Here is a 19665-nt window from a genome sequence, read left to right as displayed (position 1 = left end):
GCAGCGACCATGTCGGCCGTGGCGCAGGCTTGAGTAGCACCCACGTCGGCCGTGGTGCCGGTTTGAGCAGCGACCACGTCGGCCGTGGCGCAGGCTTGAGTAGCGATCATGCCGGCAAAGCCGTTCGAGATCATGGCGTCAAAGGCAACCACTATGGCAGCGTACGTAACACTGACCGCGGCCATGGCGCAGTCACTTCGGGTATTGCGCATTCCAGTGACACGCGAGGAGTGACGAAGGCCTCTGCCATTTCGGCCACTACGCCTGGCGATCACAATACGAAAGGGTTGAGCAACGCTCGCACTTCGATTTCAAATCGACTGGATTAAGTCCTGGTCTCTCAAAGCCGGGTTTCCATCAGGGGCCCGGTTTTTTTTCGCCTGCTATTTGCCCGATGGTGATGTGCGGGTAATCGGCGCAGCCACCTGCGTGAGCAAATCCCACACGATGGACTACTACTGTAAGGCTGATTCAACTTTGTCCTGATGGGAGTATGTCGATGCTGGCTCACTGGTTTCTGGCGGCGATTCACCTCTTGGCCTTTGGTCTGGGCTTTTGGGCTGTACTGACCCGCGGCACGGCGTTACGTCGTCTGAGTGCCGGGGCAGGGGACGCTCGCCGTGTTTTGATTGCAGATAACCTGTGGGGGATCTCTGCAGTCACTCTCCTGATCACGGGTGGGATGCGTGCCTTTGGCGGGTATGAAAAAGGCACTGATTACTATCTTCACCAACCTCTGTTTCATCTCAAGATGACGCTCTTGGTCTTCATCCTGTTGCTCGAGATTGCGCCGATGGTGGCGCTGATCAAATGGCGGATTGCGCTGGGGCGTGGCGTAGCGATCGATACCGGGCGTGCAACGCTGTTTGCCCGTATCAGTCATATCGAAGCGCTGTTGCTGGTGCTGATGGTCGTGGCGGCCACGGGCATGGCGCGAGGTGTGACGTTTGGTTAGCCGGGAAGGGGGAGCGCTCTTTCTCGCAGCAAATCCGAAACGTCTGACAGTCATGGCAGGAGCCAGGGCAGTAGTATCGGCTCCGTGTTGCGATTGCATCGCAAAGAGAGACGGAGCGCAGAACGATGCGGCACTTGAATCTTAGCCAGCCGTTACTCGAGGCAGAATGGGCTGGCTACTGACTGCAGCAGGATTCAGGGCGTTTGCGGCTTGTCCGGGGCGGTCAGGCCAGCCTGAATGCGTTGATAAATTTCTTCGCGATGCACCGCAACGTCTTTCGGGGCGTTGATGCCAATCCTGACTTGCTGGCCGCTAACGCCCAGAATGGTGATCGTAATGTCATCACCGATGTTTATGCTTTCACCGACTTTGCGGGTGAGTATCAGCATGGTTTTCTCCTTGATTGCTTTGTAGGGCACCTGGTTCGGACAGTGCAGAGGTCGGTATTAGATATAGATTAGTGCGAAGTTTCACGGTTTGGGTGCCTCTTTCTGACGCGCAGATGCTGCATTAATTCCCAAGGTGTAACTATACAGAGGCCGCCACCATCATTCTCGTTGTTTTGAGCCCATTTTGCGGCACTCGGGATGGATCCATGGATGTTAAAATCGCCGCTTTAAGCATTCGGAGGAAAGCGTTGTGCGCAAAATGGTCTTGGTAATCGCGGTACTGACGCTGGCCGGATGCGGTGAGGATAAAGGGGTTGACGCTCAAAAGCCGCAACCGGCAGTCGCCTCCGTCCCCGCGGCGGTAACGGGCCCGCAGTGGGACGTCGAAGTGCGTGGTGAGACACCCCAGGCGGTCAGTGACCTGAGCGGTTGGTTGATTGAGCACAGCTTCGTTCCCAACGTCGTGAAGGAAAATGGAAAGGTTCGTATTCTGGTCGGGCCGTTCGGTTCGCAAGCCGAGGCGCAGGCCAGGCAAGCTGAAATAACGGCGGCGCTGACCCGGGCGAAAAAAATGAACATCGAATCGCTGATCGTCGAACACCCGACGGCTCAGTAATCGTCCTTTTCGCAACGCGCAGACCCGCATGCCGGGTGATGTGCCAGGGAAGCGATCTGTGAGGTCGCTCCCCTGGTGATGTGTCGGCATAAACGTTACATCAAGGTATTTTGCGGTAACCCCAGCAGGCCGGTCAGGGTGTTGATGATCGCTTGTTGCCGGGCACGGTCTGCCTGGTGCACGGCTTGCGCGGCGGCGACATCGGCGTCGCAGTGGGGGCACGTCACTTCGTATGCATGGATGTACTGCAAGCATCCACGACACAGCGCCAGTTGTGGTGGAATACGTCCTTCGTCCGGCGATTTCTGGCCCTGGTTTGCCCAGGCCAGTTTGATCACCTGGCCGCTGTCGCTGACGCTGTTCACCTTCTCGCCGGTATCGATGCGCTCGGTAATCAGATCAAAGCGTCCAACGGCAAAGGAGGTTTTTGCCGCGTCCTCGAGCTTGACGATGCGCTCGCGCAGCCCGTGTTTTTGCAGGTCCAGCGCGCGGTAATGGCAGTACGGATTGTTGCCAGGTTTGCCGAGCAGGGAATGTGAGGTCCAGGTGCAGCCACCACGGCAAACATCGTTGTAGTAGCAGCTTCGGCAGTAGCCCCACAGGTCGTCGACCGACCGCAGGCGGCCAAAGTGCATGCCTTCGCTGTAATGCCAGATATCGTGCAGGCTCATGTTGCGTACGTTGCCACCCGAAAACCCCACCGTTGCCAATGACGGGCAACCCTTTACTGTGCCGTCGGCTTCCAGCGCCAGCACGGTCTGGCCGGCGGCGCAGCCGCTCCAGTGCACGCGCTCGTCACCGAAACCACGCCACATGTGCTCGTAAGGGCCGTAGTAACCGATGTTGTTGCCCACGTTCATCAGCAGGCCGCGATCGACTCCTTCGCGATAGAGGCGCGCCAGCAACGGCATCACCTCCAGCAGTTGGTAGGGCTGCAACAACAGCTCCGGGTGATCGACAGCATTGCCCATGGCGACTGTCAGCTGGATCTGCCAGTGAGTAGCGCCGAGGTCGATGATCAGGTCCATCAGCTCGGGCAGGTCGGGCAACGTGGCCGCGCCGATTTGTGTGTTGACGCTCACCGCAAGCCCGGACTGTTTGGCGCGTCGCAGGGTGTCCACCGCCTTGTCGAACGAGCCCGGAACATTGCGCACTGCGTCATGCAGTGGGGCCAGTCCATCCAGTGACACACCGACGCCATTGAGCCCGGCGTCCACCGCGGCCTGCATTTTCGCGGGTGTCAGGTTGCGGCCACCGGTTTGTATGGCGCAATACATGCCGTGATCGTGGATGGCCTGGATCAGTTGCGTCCAGTCTTTACGTAAATAGGCTTCGCCGCCGATCAGGGTGATCTCGCGGGTGCCGAGTGCCGCCAGGGAATCGATGACATCCAGGCACTCCCGGGTGTTCAGTTCATCGGGACGTCGATGGCCGGCGCGTGAGCCGCAATGCAGGCATTTGAGATCGCAGGCCAGAGTGATTTCCCAGACCACATGCACCGGCACGTAGCGTTTGAGGTCGGTTTCACTGAGGTAGCGGGCAGGGCGACTGTCTGACATGGGAAATCCTTGCGCACCAACGCGTGCGCGGCACGAATCCATCGAAGTGTTCGCGCCTTCCTTGGGCAAATGGCGCGAGCGGATTTACCTTTTGTTGTTGAAAAGATCCCGGGCTCGGCCACTTTTTGAGGAAGGACCAAGCCCGGGCTGTGCGGGTTAGCGGGCCTCCAGGCGGGCGATTTCAGCCTTCAGTTGCTCCAGTGCGCTGCGCAGCGCACCGCTGTTGGCCAGTTGCTGTTCACCCTGGCTCACTACGGACTTCAGTTGCGCCAGGTCACCGCTGGTTTGCGCTTGCTGTACCGCGACGGCATAGAGCGGCACCGCATGGTGCGGATGCTCTGGGCGCTCAATCACAGGGGCCTGGCTGACAGCTGCGTGTTTCACGTAATGCCAGATGCCCTGGTCCTGGTACTTGTAGTCGACATAACCGCTCGCCCAATCGGCGCCTAAAATGCCTTTCAAGCCGAAAGTCTGGGCGATCTGGCTGAGAGGGCCGCTCGGGCTGCCCGCCAGGGTGAGGATGATGTGGTTTTCGGCCGTCGGTACCAGTTTGGCCTCGGAATACTCACCCCATACACGGGCACGGAAGTTGAGAGGCGGATAGGTGCTTTGGAAAATGCTGGCAACCCCGCTGACTTTTTTCTTTACGGTATCTACCAGCAGATCCAGGGTTAAAACCGGTGCGCCCAGTAGATGATTGCTGACATTCAGGCGGGTATGAAAAAGTCCGATTGACATGGTGCTACTCCCTTATTTGTATTCTGGACAACTCGGGCATGTTTCGTGAGCGGGTCAGCGGCGTTCCTGCCGGCTGATTTCGCCCTTGGCCGTTTCAAGCGCGCTCTGCAGTTGGGGTTGCTGATCCAGTTGTTGTTGGGCCAGGCGCGCCAGGTTTTTCATCTGGGCCAGGTCACCGCTGGCAATGGCACTTTGAATCGGTGCGGCGTACAGCGGCATGATCGGTGGATAGGCTGGAATGACCGGGCCGGGCTCCAAAGGCACTGATTTATAAGCGTTGGAGGGTACCGACTCGACAAGATGAGCGGGAGCAGTGACCTGGACCCACCGTTCACCGTTGTAGTACTCGTAATTGGCGACGCCTTCTCTCCAGTCGCTACCGACCACCAGATGCAACTTGAAATTCACGATGGAGTTCGAGCCTGGGCCGCCGTTATTGCCTTGAGCGGTGATCAGGATCTTGCTGACACCAGGGCTCATGACCGTCAGGTAGGTGTATTCGCCCCAGACATCGGAGTGCACATCCAATGGCGGGTTGGTGGCCTGAGTGATAGTGGCAGTGCCGCTTACCGTTTGTTCAGGGGTAAATACCAGAAGATTGAGTGCCAGACTTTGTGCGCCCGGTGCCGAAGTACCAATTCGGTAGCAGAGTGGGAACAAGCCGACAGGTTGCTGATTAGAACCAGACATAATTATTGCCTCCATTGCAATAAGGGGAGCGGAAACAGCTATCAGTGCTTTTCCAGGCGTGCGACTTCCTTGGCCAACTGCTCGTAAGCGGCATTTAGCTCTTTGTTTTCTGGCTTGGATGCATCGCGTTGTTTCAACAGCGTCTTCATTTGCGGCAGGTTGCCTGCCTTGATCGCGCCTTGGATGGCCACCCCATAGGGGGGCATGCTATGGCTCGTTGAATTGCTCATAACGATTCCTTCCGTGGTGTTTGCGGGCACTGCCGTCATCAGCAGTTTTTGCAGTTAAGCAGGCGTCGATAAATATGCAATGGGCTGCGCAAGAGTAATGTTTAATATTGTTTTATTTATCGCGGCGGGTGAGGGGGCGAGATATTTGATATTAAGATTGGCGATAAGTTAGTGCGATTCCTCATGAGTCATTATTGTTTTTATCGCCATTGATAAAAAGTAATGGGGCGGTCTATAACGCCCCTGGACTGAAGATGATTCAAACAGCACTGACCTTACGCCCAAACCGCTCCCGATACACTGAAGGTGGTACGCCGACCACGCTGCGAAATGCCACGCGGAAACTCTCCACCGATCGATAACCGCAGTGCTGGGCAATCTGGTCAGTGTTTTGACCCGTACTCTCCAAAAGCTCGCGGGCCCGGGCCAGGCGTTCATGCTGCAGCCACGCTTTGGGCGGCATACCGCTGGCTTCGGTGAACCGGCGCAGAAATGTGCGCTCACTCATGGCCGCCTCGCTGGCGAGGTCGCGAACCTCCAGCGGTTCGTGCAGACGTTCCCGCGCCCACTGCATGACCCGCGACAGATCGCTGCGCGGCGTCGGGCTGACCGGTGACGGAATGAACTGCGCCTGGCCGCCGGTGCGTTGTGGTGACATCACCAACCGCCGGGCCACCGAGTTGGCCACCTGCGTGCCGAAATCCCGCGCGACCAGGTGCAGGCAAGCATCGATGCCGGCGGCGCTGCCGGCCGAAGTAATCAACTGACCCGAATCGACATACAGCACGTCCGGATCCACCAGAATGTTCGGGAAACGCTCGGCCAGTTCAGCGGTGTAGCGCCAATGGGTGGTGGCGCCGTGACCGTCCAGCAAACCGGTGGCCGCCAATACGAATACCCCGGAACAGATCGACAGCAACCGCGCGCCTCGGGCATGAGCCTGGCGCAGGGCAGCGAGCAAGGGCTCGGGCACCGGCGAGCTGCGGTCGCGCCAGCCGGGGATGATGATGGTTCGGGCGCGCTCAAGCAGTTCCATCCCGCCGTCGGCCAGCACCTGAATGCCGCCCATGGCGCGCATCGGCCCTTGGTCGACGGCAACGATGCGGTGCTCGTACCAGGGGAAATCGAACTCCGGCCGCGCCAGGCCGAAGATCTCCACGGCAATGCCGAATTCGAAGGTGCAGAGGCCGTCGTAGGCCAGAATCGCGACTAAACCTGGGGTGGGTTGCATTTGGCGGAAAGTTCCCGGTGAGTGTCTTGTGCGCCACTGTAGCGGCAAGACCGGAGCAGATAAAGTCTTCTCACACCCACCGAGACTTTGGAGTACAGCCCATGCCCAGCCTGGTTCGCGAGATTCCCGCAGCCCCGTCCGCCATCGCCCTGATGCACTTCAGCAATCGTCTGACCTTCGAAACCGATTGTTCCGACGTCTACAGCAGCCAAGAGGCCGGCGAGGTGGATTTTGTTCTGGTGGACGTGCGCGGACCGTTGGCGTTCGAACGCGGACATGTGCCGGGCGCAATCAACATTCCGAGTCGATTGATCACGGCTGATGGCCTGGCGGCCTATCCGAAGTCCACGCTGTTTGTGGTCTATTGCGCCGGACCTCACTGCAACGGCGCCAACAAGGCCGCGGTGAAACTGGCGGCGCTGGGTTACCCGGTCAAGGAGATGATCGGCGGGGTGACCGGGTGGCTGGATGAAGGGTTTGAGTTGAGTGTCGTAGTGCAACGATCGGCCAACACCGCCATTGGATGTGAATGTTGATGTAGCGATCTTTTGATTTTTTCAGCCTGCTGCCCACCACTCATCGAGCGTCACCTGCAACCAGTCAAACACCGCTGCGTAGGCGCCGCTGTCCTGTGGTTCCCGGGGCAGCGGCGATTCCTCGCCAAAATGCTCATTGAGGATTGCCACCGATTCAGCATTCCATTCCGGGTGGAACTGCAACCCCACCCGCGTCGGGCCAACGCGATACATCTGCTGCTCACAAACCTCACTGCTGGCCAGCAACTGCGCAGAGGGCGGTAGATCGATCGCGTCTTCGTGCCATTCCAGTACCTTCAGCGTTTGAGCATCGGCAAAGGTCACAGTAGTCCAGCCGGTTTCGTTGCGAGGCATCCGCCGCACATCGCCGCCCAGGCTCAGCGCCAGCAACTGCGCCCCCAGGCAAATCGCGAACACCGCCGCGCCCTGATCCAGGCTACCCGCCAGCCACTGACGCTCCGTTTCCAGCCAAGCCGGCCCGGCACCGGATTCATACGGCCCACCCAACAGAATCAGCGGTGCTGCGCTCACCGGCGGCAACTGACCGAGGTCGGCGCGAAACACGTTCAGGGTAATGCCTCGGGACCGGGCCCATTCAGCAATGGCGCCTGGGCCTTCGGCAGGATGGTGCTGGATCAGATTCAGCGTAGGCATCACGTTTCTCTTGTGGGGGCGGTTGGCGGGGCAATGTGACGCAAAAAATTATTCATCGCCAGTGCGACTCTTCGATCGGATCAGTACCCGAAAACGTGTAGGTTTTGTCTGAAGCAAAGGATTGTCCTACAGTCCCTGCACCACCTCGGAGCACACATCAAGTGCCTCGAATCCCTCGGCTTATTTTCTATAAGTATTTGTCGCCTAAACACAATTTGCCCTCCTGTAGCCGCTCTAGACTGCCGGCCACTTCGGTCTTCACTAGCCGAAAGTTGCCAATCGAAAGCTGCCAATAAAAGCCTCCGCACACAGGAGTTATAAATGAAGAAGCGAGTGATGTTCGGTGCCCTGGCACTGTCGATGTTGTCCCTGACCGCCGTGGCCGAAGACGCCAAACCGATTCGCCTCGGGATCGAAGCCGGTTACCCACCATTCTCGATGAAAACCCCTGACGGCAAACTCACCGGTTTCGACGTGGACATCGGTGACGCGCTGTGTGAACAGCTGAAAATGAAGTGCACTTGGGTCGAGCAAGAGTTCGATGGCCTGATCCCGGCCCTGAAGGTCAAGAAAATCGACGCGATCCTTTCGTCCATGACCATCACAGACGACCGCAAGAAGAACGTCGATTTCACCATCAAGTACTACCACACGCCGGCGCGCTTCGTGATGAAGGAAGGCACCGAGGTCAAGGATCCGCTGACCGAGCTCAAAGGCAAGAAAGTCGGTGTACTGCGCGCCAGTACCCACGACCGCTTCGCCACCGAAGTGCTGGTGCCAGCCGGCATCGACCTGGTGCGTTATGGTTCCCAGCAGGAAGCCAACCTGGACATGGTTGCCGGTCGCCTCGACGCGATGCTGGCCGACTCGGTCAACCTGGATGACGGTTTCCTGAAAACCGACGCCGGTAAAGGCTTCGCGTTCGTTGGCCCGACCTATGAAGACGCCAAGTACTTCGGCGGCGGTGCCGGCATTGCCGTGCGCAAGGGCGATAAAGAGCTGGCAGACAAATTCAACACCGCCATCACTGAAATCCGCGCCAACGGCAAGTACAAGCAAGTTCAGGACAAGTACTTCAACTTCGATGTTTACGGCCATTAATACGCCGTAGAAAAAAGTGGCTACCGTTGATGCGGTGGCCATTTTTTTGCTTGCGAAACACATCCCCCGTAGAAGGGAGACGGTGCATCGGCGGGAAGAGATGTTAGGCTCTGCCCCGAATCCTGCGCGCTGTGAAGGAAGGTTTATGTTGAAGTTTCTCGCTCTGCTCACGTTGCTGGCGTCCACCGCCGTCCACGCTCAAATCCCGCTACGTACCGATCTGCCACTCAAATACCTGGAACAGGCCAACGTTGAATCCCGTAACCAGCCCCTGGTGATTTTCCTGCACGGTTCCGGCAGCAACGAGCAGGACCTGTTCGGCATCAAGGATGAATTGCCGCCGCAGTACAACTACCTGTCGGTGCGGGCGCCGATGACGCTGGAAGAGGGCAGTTACCAGTGGTTTCGCAAAAAGGGCGAGGGCGCCTATAACGGTGAGACGGACGACCTGAAGACCAGCCGCCAGGTGCTGCTGGATTTCGTCGCACAAGCGGCAAAGAAATATCACACCGAAACGGACAAGGTATTCCTGGTGGGTTTTAGCCAGGGCGCGATCATGTCCTATGAAGTCGCGTTGCGTCATCCCGAGGCGGTGGGCGGCATTGCGGCGTTGAGTGGGCGCATCCTGCCGGTGCTCAAGGCCGAACTCAAACCGGATGAAAAACGCCAGCCACTGGCGATTTTCATTGGTCATGGCACCGCCGACAAACGCCTGCCCTACAACGATGGCACCGAGGCCGACAGCCTGTTGCAACGCTTGTCACTCAAGCCTGAGTTTCATGCCTACGAAGGTGTCGGCCACAGCATCAGCGCCACCGAGATGCAGGATTTGAGCGCCTGGTTGCAGCGCCTCAATCCCTGAGTCGGTCGGGTTTATTGGCCGGTGACGATCTGTTTCACCAGCGTTTCGTGGCCGGTTTTGTCGTTGGGGCGGGAGATGACCTGAATGATGGCCATGCGAGTGCCGGAGGCAGCCATCAGCGAGGTGTCGAGGGTCATGCCGCCGCCTTGGGTGGCGGTGCTGTCGATCTGTCGAAGGCCTAGCCCTGTGCCTTTCTGGGTCAGGCTTTTTTCGCTCAGTTTGTTGAAGTCCGGCAAGGCGTTGCGTTGCTCGGTGGCGAAGGCGGACACGGTGGAATCGAGGAATTCACCGTCGTTGTCCTTGACGTTGACGCCGCCGGGAATGGTGTTTTCGGCGGCGATCACTACGGTTTTAGTGGTCTGGTTGGTGTACATCGTACCCGTCGCCCCAGCGGTACCGGTGGCCGCGTCGCCGGCCGGCAGCGGATTGGCGATAAAGCCCTTGGGCAGGGTGAATGTGAACTTGCCGCCGAGCATCGAGACCTTCTGGGTCGGCGCTTTGTCGCTGGAAGTGGCCTTGGCCGCCTGCGCATTCAAGGCCCCCAGGCTGGCAGCCGCTGTCAGCAGCAGAACAACGGCTTTTTTACTCAACAATGACATTCAAACTCTCCGTGGGATGGTCGCGCTATGACGGCGATCATCCCATGGATCGCGATTTGTAGCAGCTGCCGCTGCTTGCGTTTGCCGTAGCAGCTGCCGAGCCCGCGAGGCTGCGTTCGGCGGCGGAGCCGTCGTAAAACCGATGCATACGGTGCATCTGAAAGACCGCGGTGCCTGTTTTCACGACTGCTTCGCAGCCGAACGCAGCCTCGCAGGCTCGGCATCTGCTACGCGGGGCGTGTGGTGATCATCGTTGCCGTTCGTTGAAACGATAAGGCGTTGGGCGCAATGCCCGTTGTTTAGTCACCAACAGCATCCCGAACGAGGCGCCGATCCCCAACACAAATCCCATCCAGCCGAACCTCGGCAACGCCAACGCCAGCACCAGACAAAACGCCGCGAACGAATACATCCCGGTTGCCGTGGCCCTGAGCAACGCCGCGGTAAACGCCGGCCCGCGAGTCTGCTGGGAAAACACCGCCATCACACTGCCCAGCACCGGGAATACCGCGAGCAATCCGCTCCAGCGCTCGCCGACGGTGCTGGCCAGTAGCGTCACGGCCAACGTGAGCAGGGCGCCAGCCATCATGCGCAGCAGCAGTTTGTCGGACTTCGGCACCGAGCCTGAAACGACGGGTTGCACCGAGGGGAACAGGTACGGCGCAGCCAGCAACGCGGTGGCGGCGGCGATCACCGAGAGCGCCAGCGACGGCGGGATCAGCGACAGCACAACAGCCACCGACGCCCAGACCAGCAGCGCCATCGTCAGTGCCCACGGCCAGTTCAAGCGTTGTGCGACCTGGGCATACGTCACGCAGAAGGCAATCATCGCGAACATGGCTGACAGCGCCGCCGTTGCCGCCTGAGCCGCGAACACATGGCCTTGTTCGATGGCGAGGAACAACAGAATTGGCCCGACCACCACCGGCAACCCCGACAGCCAACCGGCCACGCTCGGTCCCCAGCGTTTGCCGGCCAGGGAAATCAGCAACAGAAACCCCGGAATCACCAGCAGTTTGAGCATCAGCACGCACGCATCTCCATCTGTGTGAGCCGGTCACGTTAGCATTGCGGGCGATGGATTGCTTAAGGGGGGGCTCTGCGCGAGCGTCGAGCGCCTACACCCGAGTGCGCGAAACGTCTAAGCTGCGCGCTCCCACCTGTTGACGGATGCTTGTGTGAAATTCAGTTTGCCCAAAGTCGGCACCGCGCCGTTTTGTCCACCGGAAGTGGCCGGCACGGTTGCCGTTGACCCTCGTGCATCGTTCTTCAAACGCGTTCTGCGTTTTGCCGGCCCCGGTTTGCTGGTGTCCATCGGCTACATGGACCCGGGCAACTGGGCCACGGCCATCGAGGCCGGTTCGCGGTTTGGCTACAGCCTGTTGTTCGTGGTGTTGCTGGCGAGCCTGGCGGGGATGGTGGTGCAGTGTTTGTGCTCGCGTCTGGGCATCGCCACCGGGCGCGACCTGGCGCAGTTGTGCCGGGAGCGCTACAGCACGCGGACCGCACGGACCCAGTGGCTGCTGGCGGAAATTTCGATCATCGCCACCGACCTCGCCGAAGTGCTCGGCTGCGCCCTGGCGTTCCACTTGCTGTTGGGCTGTTCGCTGACGTTTGGCATCGCGCTCACCGCGTTCGACACGTTGCTGGTATTGGCCCTGCAAAACCGTGGCTTTCGTCGGCTGGAGGCGATCATGCTGGTGCTGGTGGGCACTATTGGCGCGTGTTTCTTCGTCGAACTGCTGCTGATCAAACCCTATTGGCCGGACGTCGCTCGCGGTTTCACACCGTCACTTTCGGTGATCGGCGATGCGGCGCCGTTGTACCTGGCCATCGGCATTCTCGGGGCCACGGTGATGCCGCATAACTTGTTCCTGCACACCTCGATCGTGCAGACGCGGATGATCGGCAAGGACCTGGCCAGCAAGCAGGACGCGGTCAAACTGGCGCGCATCGACACCATCGGCTCCCTGGCGCTGGCACTGCTGGTCAACGCGGCGATCCTGATTCTTGCTGCGGCGGCATTCCACAAGACCGGGCATACCGACGTGGTGGACATTCAGGATGCCTATCACTTGCTCGATCCATTGGTGGGCGGGGCGTTGGCCAGCGTGCTGTTTGGTGTGGCGTTGCTGGCGTCGGGGCAGAGCTCGACCTTCACCGGCACCATCGCGGGCCAGGTGATCATGGAGGGCTACCTGAACCTGCGCTTGCCCTGCTGGCAACGTCGCTTGATCACTCGCGGGCTGGCGCTGATCCCGGCGTTTATCGGCGTGTGGCTGATGGGTGACGGGGCGATTGGCAAACTGCTGGTGTTGAGTCAGGTGGTACTCAGCCTGCAACTGCCGTTTGCGTTGTATCCGCTGATTCGCATGACCAACGATCAGACGCTCATGGGGCCGTTTGTGAATCGGCTGCCAACTCGGGTGTTGGCGTGGGGCTTGTTTGGGGTGATCAGTGCGGCGAACAGCTGGTTGATTTTGCAGTTTGTGGGATGAATCATTCGTTTGATCTTCAACCCCGCACAAACGCCTCAACCAGATAATCGATAAACACCCGGGTCTTGGCCGGCATCAACGTGCGGCTTGGGTAATACAGCGAGATCGATCCCGCGTCGGCATGCCAGTCCGGCAACAGGCGCAGCAGTTCGCCGCGCTGGAGATGGGCGATGACATCGGGCGACACCAGCAGCGTCACACCGAGGCCAAGCAGGGCCGCTTCACGCATGGCGGCCGGGTCATTGAGCACGATGTTTTCACTCAGCTCGGCGCTGGCTTCATTGCCCGCGCTATCCCGCATCACCCATTGGCGCACCCGCCCGGTGCGAATGCCGCGCATCACAATGCCGTTGTACTGAGCCAGGTCCGCCGGGCTGCTGGGCAGGGTGCGTCCGGCCATGTACGCCGGTGAGGCCACCGCCACCACATCCGCCGCCGCCAACGTCCGCGAGACGACCCCGGGTGTCAGCTCGAAACCGCCGCCGATGGCCGCGTCATACCCTTCGGCGATCAGATCGACCTGGCGGTTTTCAAAGTGCCATTCCGGGCGAATCAGCGGGTAGCGCGCCAGAAAACCCGGTAACAGCGGCAACACGTGGTCAATGCCGAACGTCGGCGCCAGGCTGACCTTGAGCACACCCGCCGGCTCCCCGCGATCACTGGACACCGCACTGATCGCCGTCTGCAGCGCCTGCAGATTGCCGCCGATGCTGGCCAGAAAGCGTTCGCCGGCTTCGGTCAGTGACAGCTTGCGGGTCGAGCGCTGGAACAGCCGCACACCGATGTTGCGTTCAAGTATCGCCACGTTGCGGCTGACGGCGGCGGGCGTCAGTGCGAGCAACCGTGCGGCGGCGGAGAAGCTGCCGGTTTCAGCGCTGCGCACGAAAGATTCGAGGTTGGCGAGGGTTTCCATCTCAGACACCTGCTAGTAATGCTTGAAGATCATTCAACTCATTACCGTCTAATCAAGTCGTAATGGCAAGGGCAGTATTCACTCCACCAACCCACTACGGAGTGAACACCATGAGCACTATCGGAATCATCGGCGCCGGCGCCATCGGCACAGCCTTCGCCAAAGCATTGTCCCGTCAGGGTATTGAAGTCGTCATCGCCAACAGCCGCGGCCCGGAAACCCTGGCCTCACTGGTGGAAGAACTCGGGCCGACGGCGCGGGCCGGCACCCGTGAAGAAGCGGCCGCGCAGCCGATTGTTCTGGTCGCGGTGAACTGGTCGAAATTGCCAACGGCACTGGCCGGATTGCCGGATTTCGGCGGGCGGATTGTCATCGACGCGAACAATTCGATCGAGGCGCCATCGTTCAAAGCGGTGGCTTTGCAGGGCCGTCCGTCCAGCGAAGTATTTGCCGAATGGGTGCCTGGCGCGCGGGTGGTCAAGGCCTTCAATCACCTTCAAGCGCATCTGCTTGAGAGCGATCCGGCGGCGGAGGGTGGGCGGCGAGTGTTGTTTCTTTCCGGTGACGATGCCGAGGCCAAGGCTCAAGTGGCAGCGTTGATCGAGCGGTTGGGCTTCTTTGGAATCGATCTGGGCGAACTGAGTGTCGGGGCGCGGCTGGTGCAGTTCCCGGGCGGTCCGTTGCCGGTCTTGAACCTGGTGAAATTTGCTTGAGGGCCAGAGGTTTCCAGCCGTTGTGGTGAGGGGACTTGCCCGCGAAAGCGGTGTGTCAGGCGCATCAATGTTGACTGTGCCGCCGTCTTCGCGGGCAAGCCTCGCTCCCACAGGTAACCGAGTGCTCTCGGGAGAATGCGATTACCTGTGGGAGCGAGCTTGCTCGCGATGAACGATAACGCGGTCTCGGGCTAGCGCTCGATCGCCAACGCCACGCCCTGACCACCACCAATGCACAGAGTGGCGAGGCCTTTCTTGGCGTCACGCTTGATCATTTCGTGCAACAAGGTCACCAGCACCCGGCAACCCGACGCACCAATCGGGTGGCCCAGAGCAATCGCGCCGCCGTTGACGTTGACCTTGTTCAGGTCCCATTCCAGGTCCTTGGCCACCGCCAGGGATTGCGCGGCAAAGGCTTCGTTGGCCTCGATCAGCTCCAGTTGATCGATGGACCAACCGGCCTTGTCCAGGCAACGACGGGTGGCACTGACCGGGCCGATGCCCATGATCGCCGGGTCGACGCCCGCGTTGGCGTACGCGGCGATCTTCGCCAGCACCGGCAGGCCGAGGGCTTTGGCTTTCTCGGCGCTCATCAGGATCACCGCAGCGGCGCCGTCGTTCAGCGAAGAGGCGTTGCCGGCGGTCACCGAGCCGTCCTTCTTGAAGGCCGGTTTCAGTTTGCCCAGGGACTCGGCGGTGGTGCCGGCCCGCGGTTGTTCATCGGTGGCGAAGGCCAGTGGATCGCCCTTGCGCTGCGGGATCAGGATCGGGGTGATTTCATCGACGAAACGCCCGGCTTCGATGGCGGCCACGGCTTTCTGTTGCGAGGCGGCAGCGAAGGCGTCCTGGGCTTCACGGCTGATGCCGTACTTGTCCACCAGGTTCTCGGCGGTAATGCCCATGTGGTAATCGTTGAACGCATCCCACAAACCGTCGCTGATCATCGTGTCGACGATCTGGCTGTGGCCCATGCGCAAACCCGTACGCGCGCCGGGCAGCACGTAATTGGCCAGGCTCATGTTTTCCTGGCCACCGGCGATGATCACCTCGGCATCGCCGCAGCGAATCGCCTGCGCCGCCAGATGCAGCGCTTTGAGGCCGGAGCCACAGACCTTGTTCAGGGTCATGGCCGGTACGGCGTGCGGCAGACCGGCCTTGATCGCGGCTTGGCGCGCAGGGTTTTGCCCGGCGCCGGCGGTCAGCACCTGGCCCATGATCACTTCGTCGACCTGTGCCGGGTCCAGAGCGGTTTGCGCCAGCAACTGACGAATCACGGCGGCACCGAGATCAACCGCGGACACATTGGCCAGGGAACCCTGAAAACTGCCGATGGCGGTCCGGGTGGCGGCAACGATGACGACGTCTTGCATGGCGCGAATCCTCTTGAAGGTGATCGATCGAGCCCCATGGTTGCACACCGCCGTAGGGCGGTTCCAATCGCGAACCGCCCGGTCGGGTTGTGTGCGCGCCGGTCTCGGCTCGGCAAACCCTGATGCCGGAGCCGCTTCCTCAGCCGCCGAAAGGCTCGACCAAACGGCGGATGTGCGAGGGATTTACAGGTTCAGGCGTTTGTCGATCAAGCCCTGCACCACGCTCGGGTCGGCGAGGGTTGAGGTGTCGCCCAGGCTGTCCAGTTCGTTGCAGGCGATCTTGCGCAGGATCCGTCGCATGATCTTGCCCGAACGGGTTTTCGGCAGGGCCGGGGCCCACTGGATCAAGTCCGGTTTGGCGAAGCTGCCGATTTCCTTGCTGACGTGGGCCAGCAGTTCTTTCTTCAGATCGTCGTCAGGTTCGACGCCGTTCATGGGCGTGACGAAGGCGTAGATACCCTGGCCTTTGATGTCGTGGGGGTAACCGACCACGGCGGCCTCGGCAATGCTGTCGTGCAGCACCAGCGCGCTCTCCACTTCGGCGGTGCCAATGCGGTGCCCGGAGACGTTGATCACGTCGTCGATGCGCCCGGTGATCCAGTAATCGCCGTCCTCGTCGCGGCGTGCGCCATCGCCGGTGAAGTAGTAGCCGGGATAGGGCTTGAAGTAGGTTTCGACCATCCGTTTCGGATCGCCGTAGACGCTGCGGATCTGCGCCGGCCAGCTGGACTTGATGGCCAGCACGCCGCTGCCGGCGCCTTTGATTTCCTTGCCGTGTTCATCGAGCAACACCGGTTGTACGCCGAACATCGGTTGGGTGGCACAACCGGGTTTGACCCGTTGGGTGCTGACCAGCGGGCTGAGCATGATGCCGCCGGTTTCGGTCTGCCACCAGGTGTCGACAATCGGACAGCGTTGCTCGCCGACCGTATTGAAATACCACTCCCAGGCTTCCGGGTTAATCGGCTCGCCGACAGTGCCGAGTAAGCGCAGGCTCTCGCGGGATGTTTCCTTCAACGGTTCGGGACCTTCGCGCATCAACGCGCGCAGGGCGGTCGGGGCGGTGTAGAAGATGTTCACGTGGTGCTTGTCGATCACCTGCCAGAAGCGCGAGGTGCTGGGGTAGCTCGGTACGCCCTCGAAGATCAGCGTGGTCGCGCCGTTGGCCAACGGCCCATAGACAATGTAGCTGTGGCCGGTGACCCAGCCGACATCGGCGGTGCACCAGAAGACTTCACCGTCGCGATAGTCGAGCACGTATTTGAAGGTCATCGCCGCTTGCAGCAAGTAGCCGCCAGTGGTGTGCAGCACGCCTTTGGGTTTGCCGGTGCTGCCGGAGGTGTAGAGGATAAACAGCGGGTCTTCGGCGTCCATCGGCTCTGGCGGGCAATCGTCACCGACATCGCGCAGGGCCTGGTGATACCAGAGGTCGCGGTCTTCAACCCAATTCACCTGGTTTTGGGTGTGCTCGACCACGATCACGCTGCTGACGTGCGGGCAACTTTGCAGGGCCTTGTCGACGTTCTGTTTGAGCGGCACGAATTTACCGCCGCGCACGCCTTCATCGGCGGTGATCACGGTGCGGCAGTCGGCGTCGAGGATCCGGTCACGCAGCGAGTCCGGGGAGAATCCGCCGAACACCACCGAATGAATCGCGCCGATCCGCGCACAGGCGAGCATGGCGTAGGCGGCTTCGGGGATCATCGGCATGTAGATGCACACGCGGTCGCCTTTCTTTACGCCACGGCTTTTGAGCACGTTGGCCAGTCGACAGACGTTGTGATGGAGTTTTTTGTAGGTGATTTGGGTGGATTCGGCGGGGTCATCGCCTTCCCAGATGATCGCGATTTGATCGCCACGTTTTTCCAGGTGACGGTCGATGCAGTTGTAACTGACGTTTAACTTTCCGCCGGCAAACCAGCTCGCGTCACCGGTTTTCAGGTCGTACCGCTGGACGGTCTGCCACGGCGCGCTCCAGTCAAGGAACCGTGTGGCCTGTTCGGCCCAGAAGGTGCTGGGGTGTTCAATGGATTCGCGGTACAGGCGCTGATAGTCGTCCTGACTCAACTGTGCAGCCCGGCGGACGGCATCGGCTTTGGGGAACGTGCTGATATCGAACATGACGGTTCCTTATTCTTGTTTTGCGACAAGAATAAAGATGCGCCGAGTGGGGAAAGGGTTCAATACCGAAAACAAACACAAACCTGTAGGAGCAGAGCTTGCTCGCGAAGCAGGCGCCTCGGTGTATCAAATACACCGAGTCATCGTTCTTCGCGAGCAAGCTTCGCTCCTACAGGACTGGCGTCAGATCACCCGCGGTGACGGCCGCGGAAGTAGTTGATCAGGCCTTGGGTGGAAGCATCGTCGGCCGGGGTTTCTTCGCTGCCGACCAGGCGGTTGTAGACGCCTTTGCCCAGTTCTTTACCCAACTCCACGCCCCACTGGTCGAAGGCATTGATGCCCCAGACCACGCTTTGCACGAAGACTTTGTGTTCGTACAACGCCACCAGGGCGCCAAGACGACGCGGGCTGATGCGTTCGAGCACCAGGGTGTTGCTCGGACGGTTGCCCGGGATCACCTTGTGCGCGGCCAGCTTTTGCACTTCATCCTCGGCCATGCCCTTGTCACGCAGCTCGGCTTCGGCTTCGGCGCGGGTCTTGCCGAGCATCAATGCCTGGCTTTGCGACAGGCAGTTGGCGTACAGCCACTGGTGGTGGTCGGACACCGGGTTGAAACTGACGATCGGCACGATGAAGTCGGCCGGGATCAGTTGGGTGCCCTGGTGCAGCAACTGGTGGTAAGCATGCTGACCGTTGCAGCCGACGCCGCCCCAGATCACCGGACCGGTATCGGTGGACACTGGCGTACCGTCCTGGCGCACGCTCTTGCCGTTGGATTCCATGTCCAGCTGTTGCAAGTGCTTGGTGATGTTGCGCAGGTAGTGGTCGTACGGCAGGATCGCGTGACTCTGCGCGCCCCAGAAGTTGCCATACCAGACGCCGAGCAACGCCAGCAGCACCGGCATGTTCTGTTCGAATGGTGCGCTCTGGAAATGCTGGTCCATGGTGTAGGCACCGGACAGCAGTTCCTTGAAGTTCGACATGCCGATGGCCAGGGCAATCGGCAAACCGATGGCCGACCACAGCGAGTAACGGCCGCCGACCCAGTCCCACATCGGGAAGATGTTCTCTTCGCGAATACCGAATGCCACTGCCGCCGCGTTGTTGCTGGAAACGGCGATGAAGTGACGGTACAGCTCGGCTTCCGAACCGCCCTGAGCCAGGTACCAGGCGCGTGCGGCCTGGGCGTTTTTCAGGGTTTCGAGGGTGTTGAAGGATTTCGACGAGACGATGAACAGCGTGGTCTCGGCGCGCAGCTTCATGGTCAGCTCGTGGAATTCGCTGCCGTCGATGTTCGCCAGGTAATGGCAACGCACGCCTTTCTGGGCGTAGGACAGCAGCGCTTCGGACACCAGCTCAGGGCCGAGGAACGAGCCACCGATGCCGATGTTCACAACGTCAGTGATCGGCTTCTCGGTGTAACCGCGCCATAGACCGTCGTGGATTCGGCCCACGAGATCGGTGATTTGGTTGAGCACCTTGTGCACGTCGGGCATCACGTTGACACCGTTGACCGACAGCTTGTCGCCCACCGGACGGCGCAGTGCGGTGTGCAGGGCCGGGCGTCCTTCGGAAGCGTTGACGATCTCGCCCGAGAACAGCGCCTTGATTGCGCCCTTGAGGTCGACTTCGTTGGCCAGGCCCACCAGCAGATTGCGGGTCTCGGCGTTGATCAGGTTTTTCGAGTAGTCGAGAAACAGGCCGCAGCTGCTGAGGGTGAATTGAGTGAAACGCTGCGGATCGGCATTAAAGGCTTCGCGCATGCTGAAATCCTGCATGGCTTGGCGGTGGTCATTCAGCGCTTGCCAAGCGGGCAGAGCGGTAACGTCGTGAGGAGTGCGGTAATACGCCATCGCTGCGGTTTTCCTTTTACTTGAACGGCCTTTTGAA

General features: G+C 60.3%; 21 protein-coding genes and 1 pseudogene. 8 read left to right on the top strand and 14 right to left on the bottom strand.

Going from position 1 to position 19665, the window contains the following annotated elements; translation table 11 throughout:
- Positions 1–212, bottom strand: a 212-nt coding sequence (locus PMI21_RS30175) for a hypothetical protein (protein ID WP_177318287.1), incomplete at its 3' end; no start/stop codon positions are given.
- Between PMI21_RS30175 and PMI21_RS30170 the strand changes: the two are divergent.
- Positions 177–329, top strand: a pseudogene (locus PMI21_RS30170) (hypothetical protein); the annotation flags it as partial. The gene PMI21_RS30175 and the pseudogene PMI21_RS30170 overlap by 36 nt on opposite strands.
- Before the next feature lie 170 nt (positions 330–499).
- Positions 500–955 (top strand): DUF2214 family protein, encoded by a 456-nt coding sequence (locus PMI21_RS14885; protein WP_007938116.1) that lies wholly within the window; start codon positions 500–502, stop codon positions 953–955.
- A gap of 194 nt (positions 956–1149) precedes the next feature.
- Here the strand turns inward: PMI21_RS14885 and csrA are convergent, their stop codons facing one another.
- Entirely contained in the window at positions 1150–1344 is a 195-nt protein-coding gene (gene csrA / locus PMI21_RS14890; protein WP_007938114.1) for a carbon storage regulator CsrA, read from the bottom strand.
- A 250-nt stretch (positions 1345–1594) separates the two neighbouring features.
- Between csrA and PMI21_RS14895 the strand changes: the two genes are divergently transcribed.
- Positions 1595–1960: an SPOR domain-containing protein gene (locus tag PMI21_RS14895; protein ID WP_007938113.1), complete on the top strand. Its 366-nt coding sequence runs from the start codon at positions 1595–1597 to the stop codon at positions 1958–1960.
- 95 nt (positions 1961–2055) lie between these two features.
- Here the strand turns inward: PMI21_RS14895 and PMI21_RS14900 are convergent, their stop codons facing one another.
- The 5 genes from PMI21_RS14900 to ftrA all read right to left on the bottom strand — a co-directional run bounded on the left by PMI21_RS14900 (position 2056) and on the right by ftrA (position 6408).
- Complete coding sequence (locus PMI21_RS14900) at positions 2056–3519, bottom strand: GDL motif peptide-associated radical SAM/SPASM maturase (RefSeq protein WP_007938112.1); 1464 nt, start codon at positions 3517–3519, stop codon at positions 2056–2058.
- Positions 3520–3675: 156 nt separating this feature from the next.
- Positions 3676–4257, bottom strand: a complete 582-nt coding sequence (locus tag PMI21_RS14905; RefSeq protein ID WP_007938111.1) for a DUF1842 domain-containing protein — start codon at positions 4255–4257, stop codon at positions 3676–3678.
- 54 nt (positions 4258–4311) lie between these two features.
- Positions 4312–4947, bottom strand: coding sequence for a DUF1842 domain-containing protein (locus PMI21_RS14910; RefSeq protein ID WP_007938110.1), 636 nt, complete (start codon positions 4945–4947; stop codon positions 4312–4314).
- 41 nt (positions 4948–4988) lie between these two features.
- Entirely contained in the window at positions 4989–5177 is a 189-nt protein-coding gene (locus tag PMI21_RS14915; RefSeq protein WP_007938108.1) for a DUF1843 domain-containing protein, read from the bottom strand.
- Positions 5178–5436: 259 nt separating this feature from the next.
- Positions 5437–6408, bottom strand: a complete 972-nt coding sequence (gene ftrA / locus PMI21_RS14920; protein WP_007938106.1) for a transcriptional regulator FtrA — start codon at positions 6406–6408, stop codon at positions 5437–5439.
- A gap of 101 nt (positions 6409–6509) precedes the next feature.
- On the opposite strand from ftrA, the gene PMI21_RS14925 reads away from it, so the two are divergent.
- On the top strand, positions 6510–6944 hold the full coding sequence (locus PMI21_RS14925; protein WP_007938096.1) for a rhodanese-like domain-containing protein: 435 nt from the start codon (positions 6510–6512) through the stop codon (positions 6942–6944).
- A gap of 21 nt (positions 6945–6965) precedes the next feature.
- Here the strand turns inward: PMI21_RS14925 and PMI21_RS14930 are convergent, their stop codons facing one another.
- Positions 6966–7598, bottom strand: a complete 633-nt coding sequence (locus PMI21_RS14930) for a type 1 glutamine amidotransferase (protein ID WP_007938093.1) — start codon at positions 7596–7598, stop codon at positions 6966–6968.
- Between the two features lie 321 nt (positions 7599–7919).
- Between PMI21_RS14930 and PMI21_RS14935 the strand changes: the two genes are divergently transcribed.
- Both PMI21_RS14935 and PMI21_RS14940 read left to right on the top strand, forming a co-directional pair.
- A complete protein-coding gene (locus PMI21_RS14935; RefSeq protein WP_007938091.1) occupies positions 7920–8699 on the top strand; it encodes an ABC transporter substrate-binding protein in 780 nt (259 codons plus the stop codon).
- A 145-nt stretch (positions 8700–8844) separates the two neighbouring features.
- A complete protein-coding gene (locus PMI21_RS14940) occupies positions 8845–9561 on the top strand; it encodes an alpha/beta hydrolase (RefSeq protein WP_007938089.1) in 717 nt (238 codons plus the stop codon).
- An 11-nt stretch (positions 9562–9572) separates the two neighbouring features.
- On the opposite strand, the gene PMI21_RS14945 is transcribed toward PMI21_RS14940, so the two are convergent.
- Both PMI21_RS14945 and PMI21_RS14950 read right to left on the bottom strand, forming a co-directional pair.
- Positions 9573–10160 carry a hypothetical protein gene (locus PMI21_RS14945; protein WP_007938087.1) on the bottom strand — a complete coding sequence of 196 codons (588 nt, stop codon included), beginning with the start codon at positions 10158–10160 and terminating at the stop codon, positions 9573–9575.
- 247 nt (positions 10161–10407) lie between these two features.
- Complete coding sequence (locus PMI21_RS14950) at positions 10408–11190, bottom strand: hypothetical protein (protein WP_007938085.1); 783 nt, start codon at positions 11188–11190, stop codon at positions 10408–10410.
- A gap of 148 nt (positions 11191–11338) precedes the next feature.
- Between PMI21_RS14950 and PMI21_RS14955 the strand changes: the two genes are divergently transcribed.
- Positions 11339–12658 (top strand): Nramp family divalent metal transporter, encoded by a 1320-nt coding sequence (locus tag PMI21_RS14955; protein ID WP_007938083.1) that lies wholly within the window; start codon positions 11339–11341, stop codon positions 12656–12658.
- A gap of 16 nt (positions 12659–12674) precedes the next feature.
- Here the strand turns inward: PMI21_RS14955 and PMI21_RS14960 are convergent, their stop codons facing one another.
- Entirely contained in the window at positions 12675–13571 is an 897-nt protein-coding gene (locus PMI21_RS14960) for a LysR family transcriptional regulator (RefSeq protein WP_007938082.1), read from the bottom strand.
- A gap of 110 nt (positions 13572–13681) precedes the next feature.
- Here PMI21_RS14960 and PMI21_RS14965 point away from each other — a divergent pair, with 110 nt between their 5' ends.
- Positions 13682–14284, top strand: a complete 603-nt coding sequence (locus PMI21_RS14965; RefSeq protein ID WP_007938080.1) for an NADPH-dependent F420 reductase — start codon at positions 13682–13684, stop codon at positions 14282–14284.
- A gap of 191 nt (positions 14285–14475) precedes the next feature.
- Here PMI21_RS14965 and PMI21_RS14970 read toward each other — a convergent pair whose 3' ends face one another.
- From PMI21_RS14970 to pgi, 3 genes are all read right to left on the bottom strand, one after another.
- Positions 14476–15654: an acetyl-CoA C-acetyltransferase gene (locus PMI21_RS14970; RefSeq protein ID WP_007938078.1), complete on the bottom strand. Its 1179-nt coding sequence runs from the start codon at positions 15652–15654 to the stop codon at positions 14476–14478.
- A 183-nt stretch (positions 15655–15837) separates the two neighbouring features.
- Complete coding sequence (gene acs, locus PMI21_RS14975; RefSeq protein ID WP_007938075.1) at positions 15838–17775, bottom strand: acetate--CoA ligase; 1938 nt, start codon at positions 17773–17775, stop codon at positions 15838–15840.
- Between the two features lie 188 nt (positions 17776–17963).
- A complete protein-coding gene (pgi, locus tag PMI21_RS14980; protein WP_007938073.1) occupies positions 17964–19628 on the bottom strand; it encodes a glucose-6-phosphate isomerase in 1665 nt (554 codons plus the stop codon).
- Between the last annotated feature and the right edge of the window lie 37 nt (positions 19629–19665).

This window comes from Pseudomonas sp. GM18 (assembly GCF_000282195.1).
Lineage (GTDB): Bacteria > Pseudomonadota > Gammaproteobacteria > Pseudomonadales > Pseudomonadaceae > Aquipseudomonas.
Note: the sequence above shows the minus strand (reverse complement) of the source record. Positions and strands in the feature narration are given on the sequence as shown.

Coding starts and splice junctions, on each gene's coding strand:
- PMI21_RS14940 (WP_007938089.1), top strand. CDS start 8,845: ATGTTGAAGTTTCTCGCTCTGCTCACGTTGCTGGCGTCCACCGCCGTC.
- PMI21_RS14945 (WP_007938087.1), bottom strand. CDS start 10,160: ATGTCATTGTTGAGTAAAAAAGCCGTTGTTCTGCTGCTGACAGCGGCT.
- PMI21_RS14910 (WP_007938110.1), bottom strand. CDS start 4,947: ATGTCTGGTTCTAATCAGCAACCTGTCGGCTTGTTCCCACTCTGCTAC.
- PMI21_RS14925 (WP_007938096.1), top strand. CDS start 6,510: ATGCCCAGCCTGGTTCGCGAGATTCCCGCAGCCCCGTCCGCCATCGCC.
- ftrA (WP_007938106.1), bottom strand. CDS start 6,408: ATGCAACCCACCCCAGGTTTAGTCGCGATTCTGGCCTACGACGGCCTC.
- PMI21_RS14965 (WP_007938080.1), top strand. CDS start 13,682: ATGAGCACTATCGGAATCATCGGCGCCGGCGCCATCGGCACAGCCTTC.
- PMI21_RS14915 (WP_007938108.1), bottom strand. CDS start 5,177: ATGAGCAATTCAACGAGCCATAGCATGCCCCCCTATGGGGTGGCCATC.
- pgi (WP_007938073.1), bottom strand. CDS start 19,628: ATGGCGTATTACCGCACTCCTCACGACGTTACCGCTCTGCCCGCTTGG.
- PMI21_RS14900 (WP_007938112.1), bottom strand. CDS start 3,519: ATGTCAGACAGTCGCCCTGCCCGCTACCTCAGTGAAACCGACCTCAAA.
- PMI21_RS14935 (WP_007938091.1), top strand. CDS start 7,920: ATGAAGAAGCGAGTGATGTTCGGTGCCCTGGCACTGTCGATGTTGTCC.
- PMI21_RS14960 (WP_007938082.1), bottom strand. CDS start 13,571: ATGGAAACCCTCGCCAACCTCGAATCTTTCGTGCGCAGCGCTGAAACC.
- acs (WP_007938075.1), bottom strand. CDS start 17,775: ATGTTCGATATCAGCACGTTCCCCAAAGCCGATGCCGTCCGCCGGGCT.
- PMI21_RS14885 (WP_007938116.1), top strand. CDS start 500: ATGCTGGCTCACTGGTTTCTGGCGGCGATTCACCTCTTGGCCTTTGGT.
- csrA (WP_007938114.1), bottom strand. CDS start 1,344: ATGCTGATACTCACCCGCAAAGTCGGTGAAAGCATAAACATCGGTGAT.
- PMI21_RS14930 (WP_007938093.1), bottom strand. CDS start 7,598: ATGCCTACGCTGAATCTGATCCAGCACCATCCTGCCGAAGGCCCAGGC.
- PMI21_RS14970 (WP_007938078.1), bottom strand. CDS start 15,654: ATGCAAGACGTCGTCATCGTTGCCGCCACCCGGACCGCCATCGGCAGT.
- PMI21_RS14905 (WP_007938111.1), bottom strand. CDS start 4,257: ATGTCAATCGGACTTTTTCATACCCGCCTGAATGTCAGCAATCATCTA.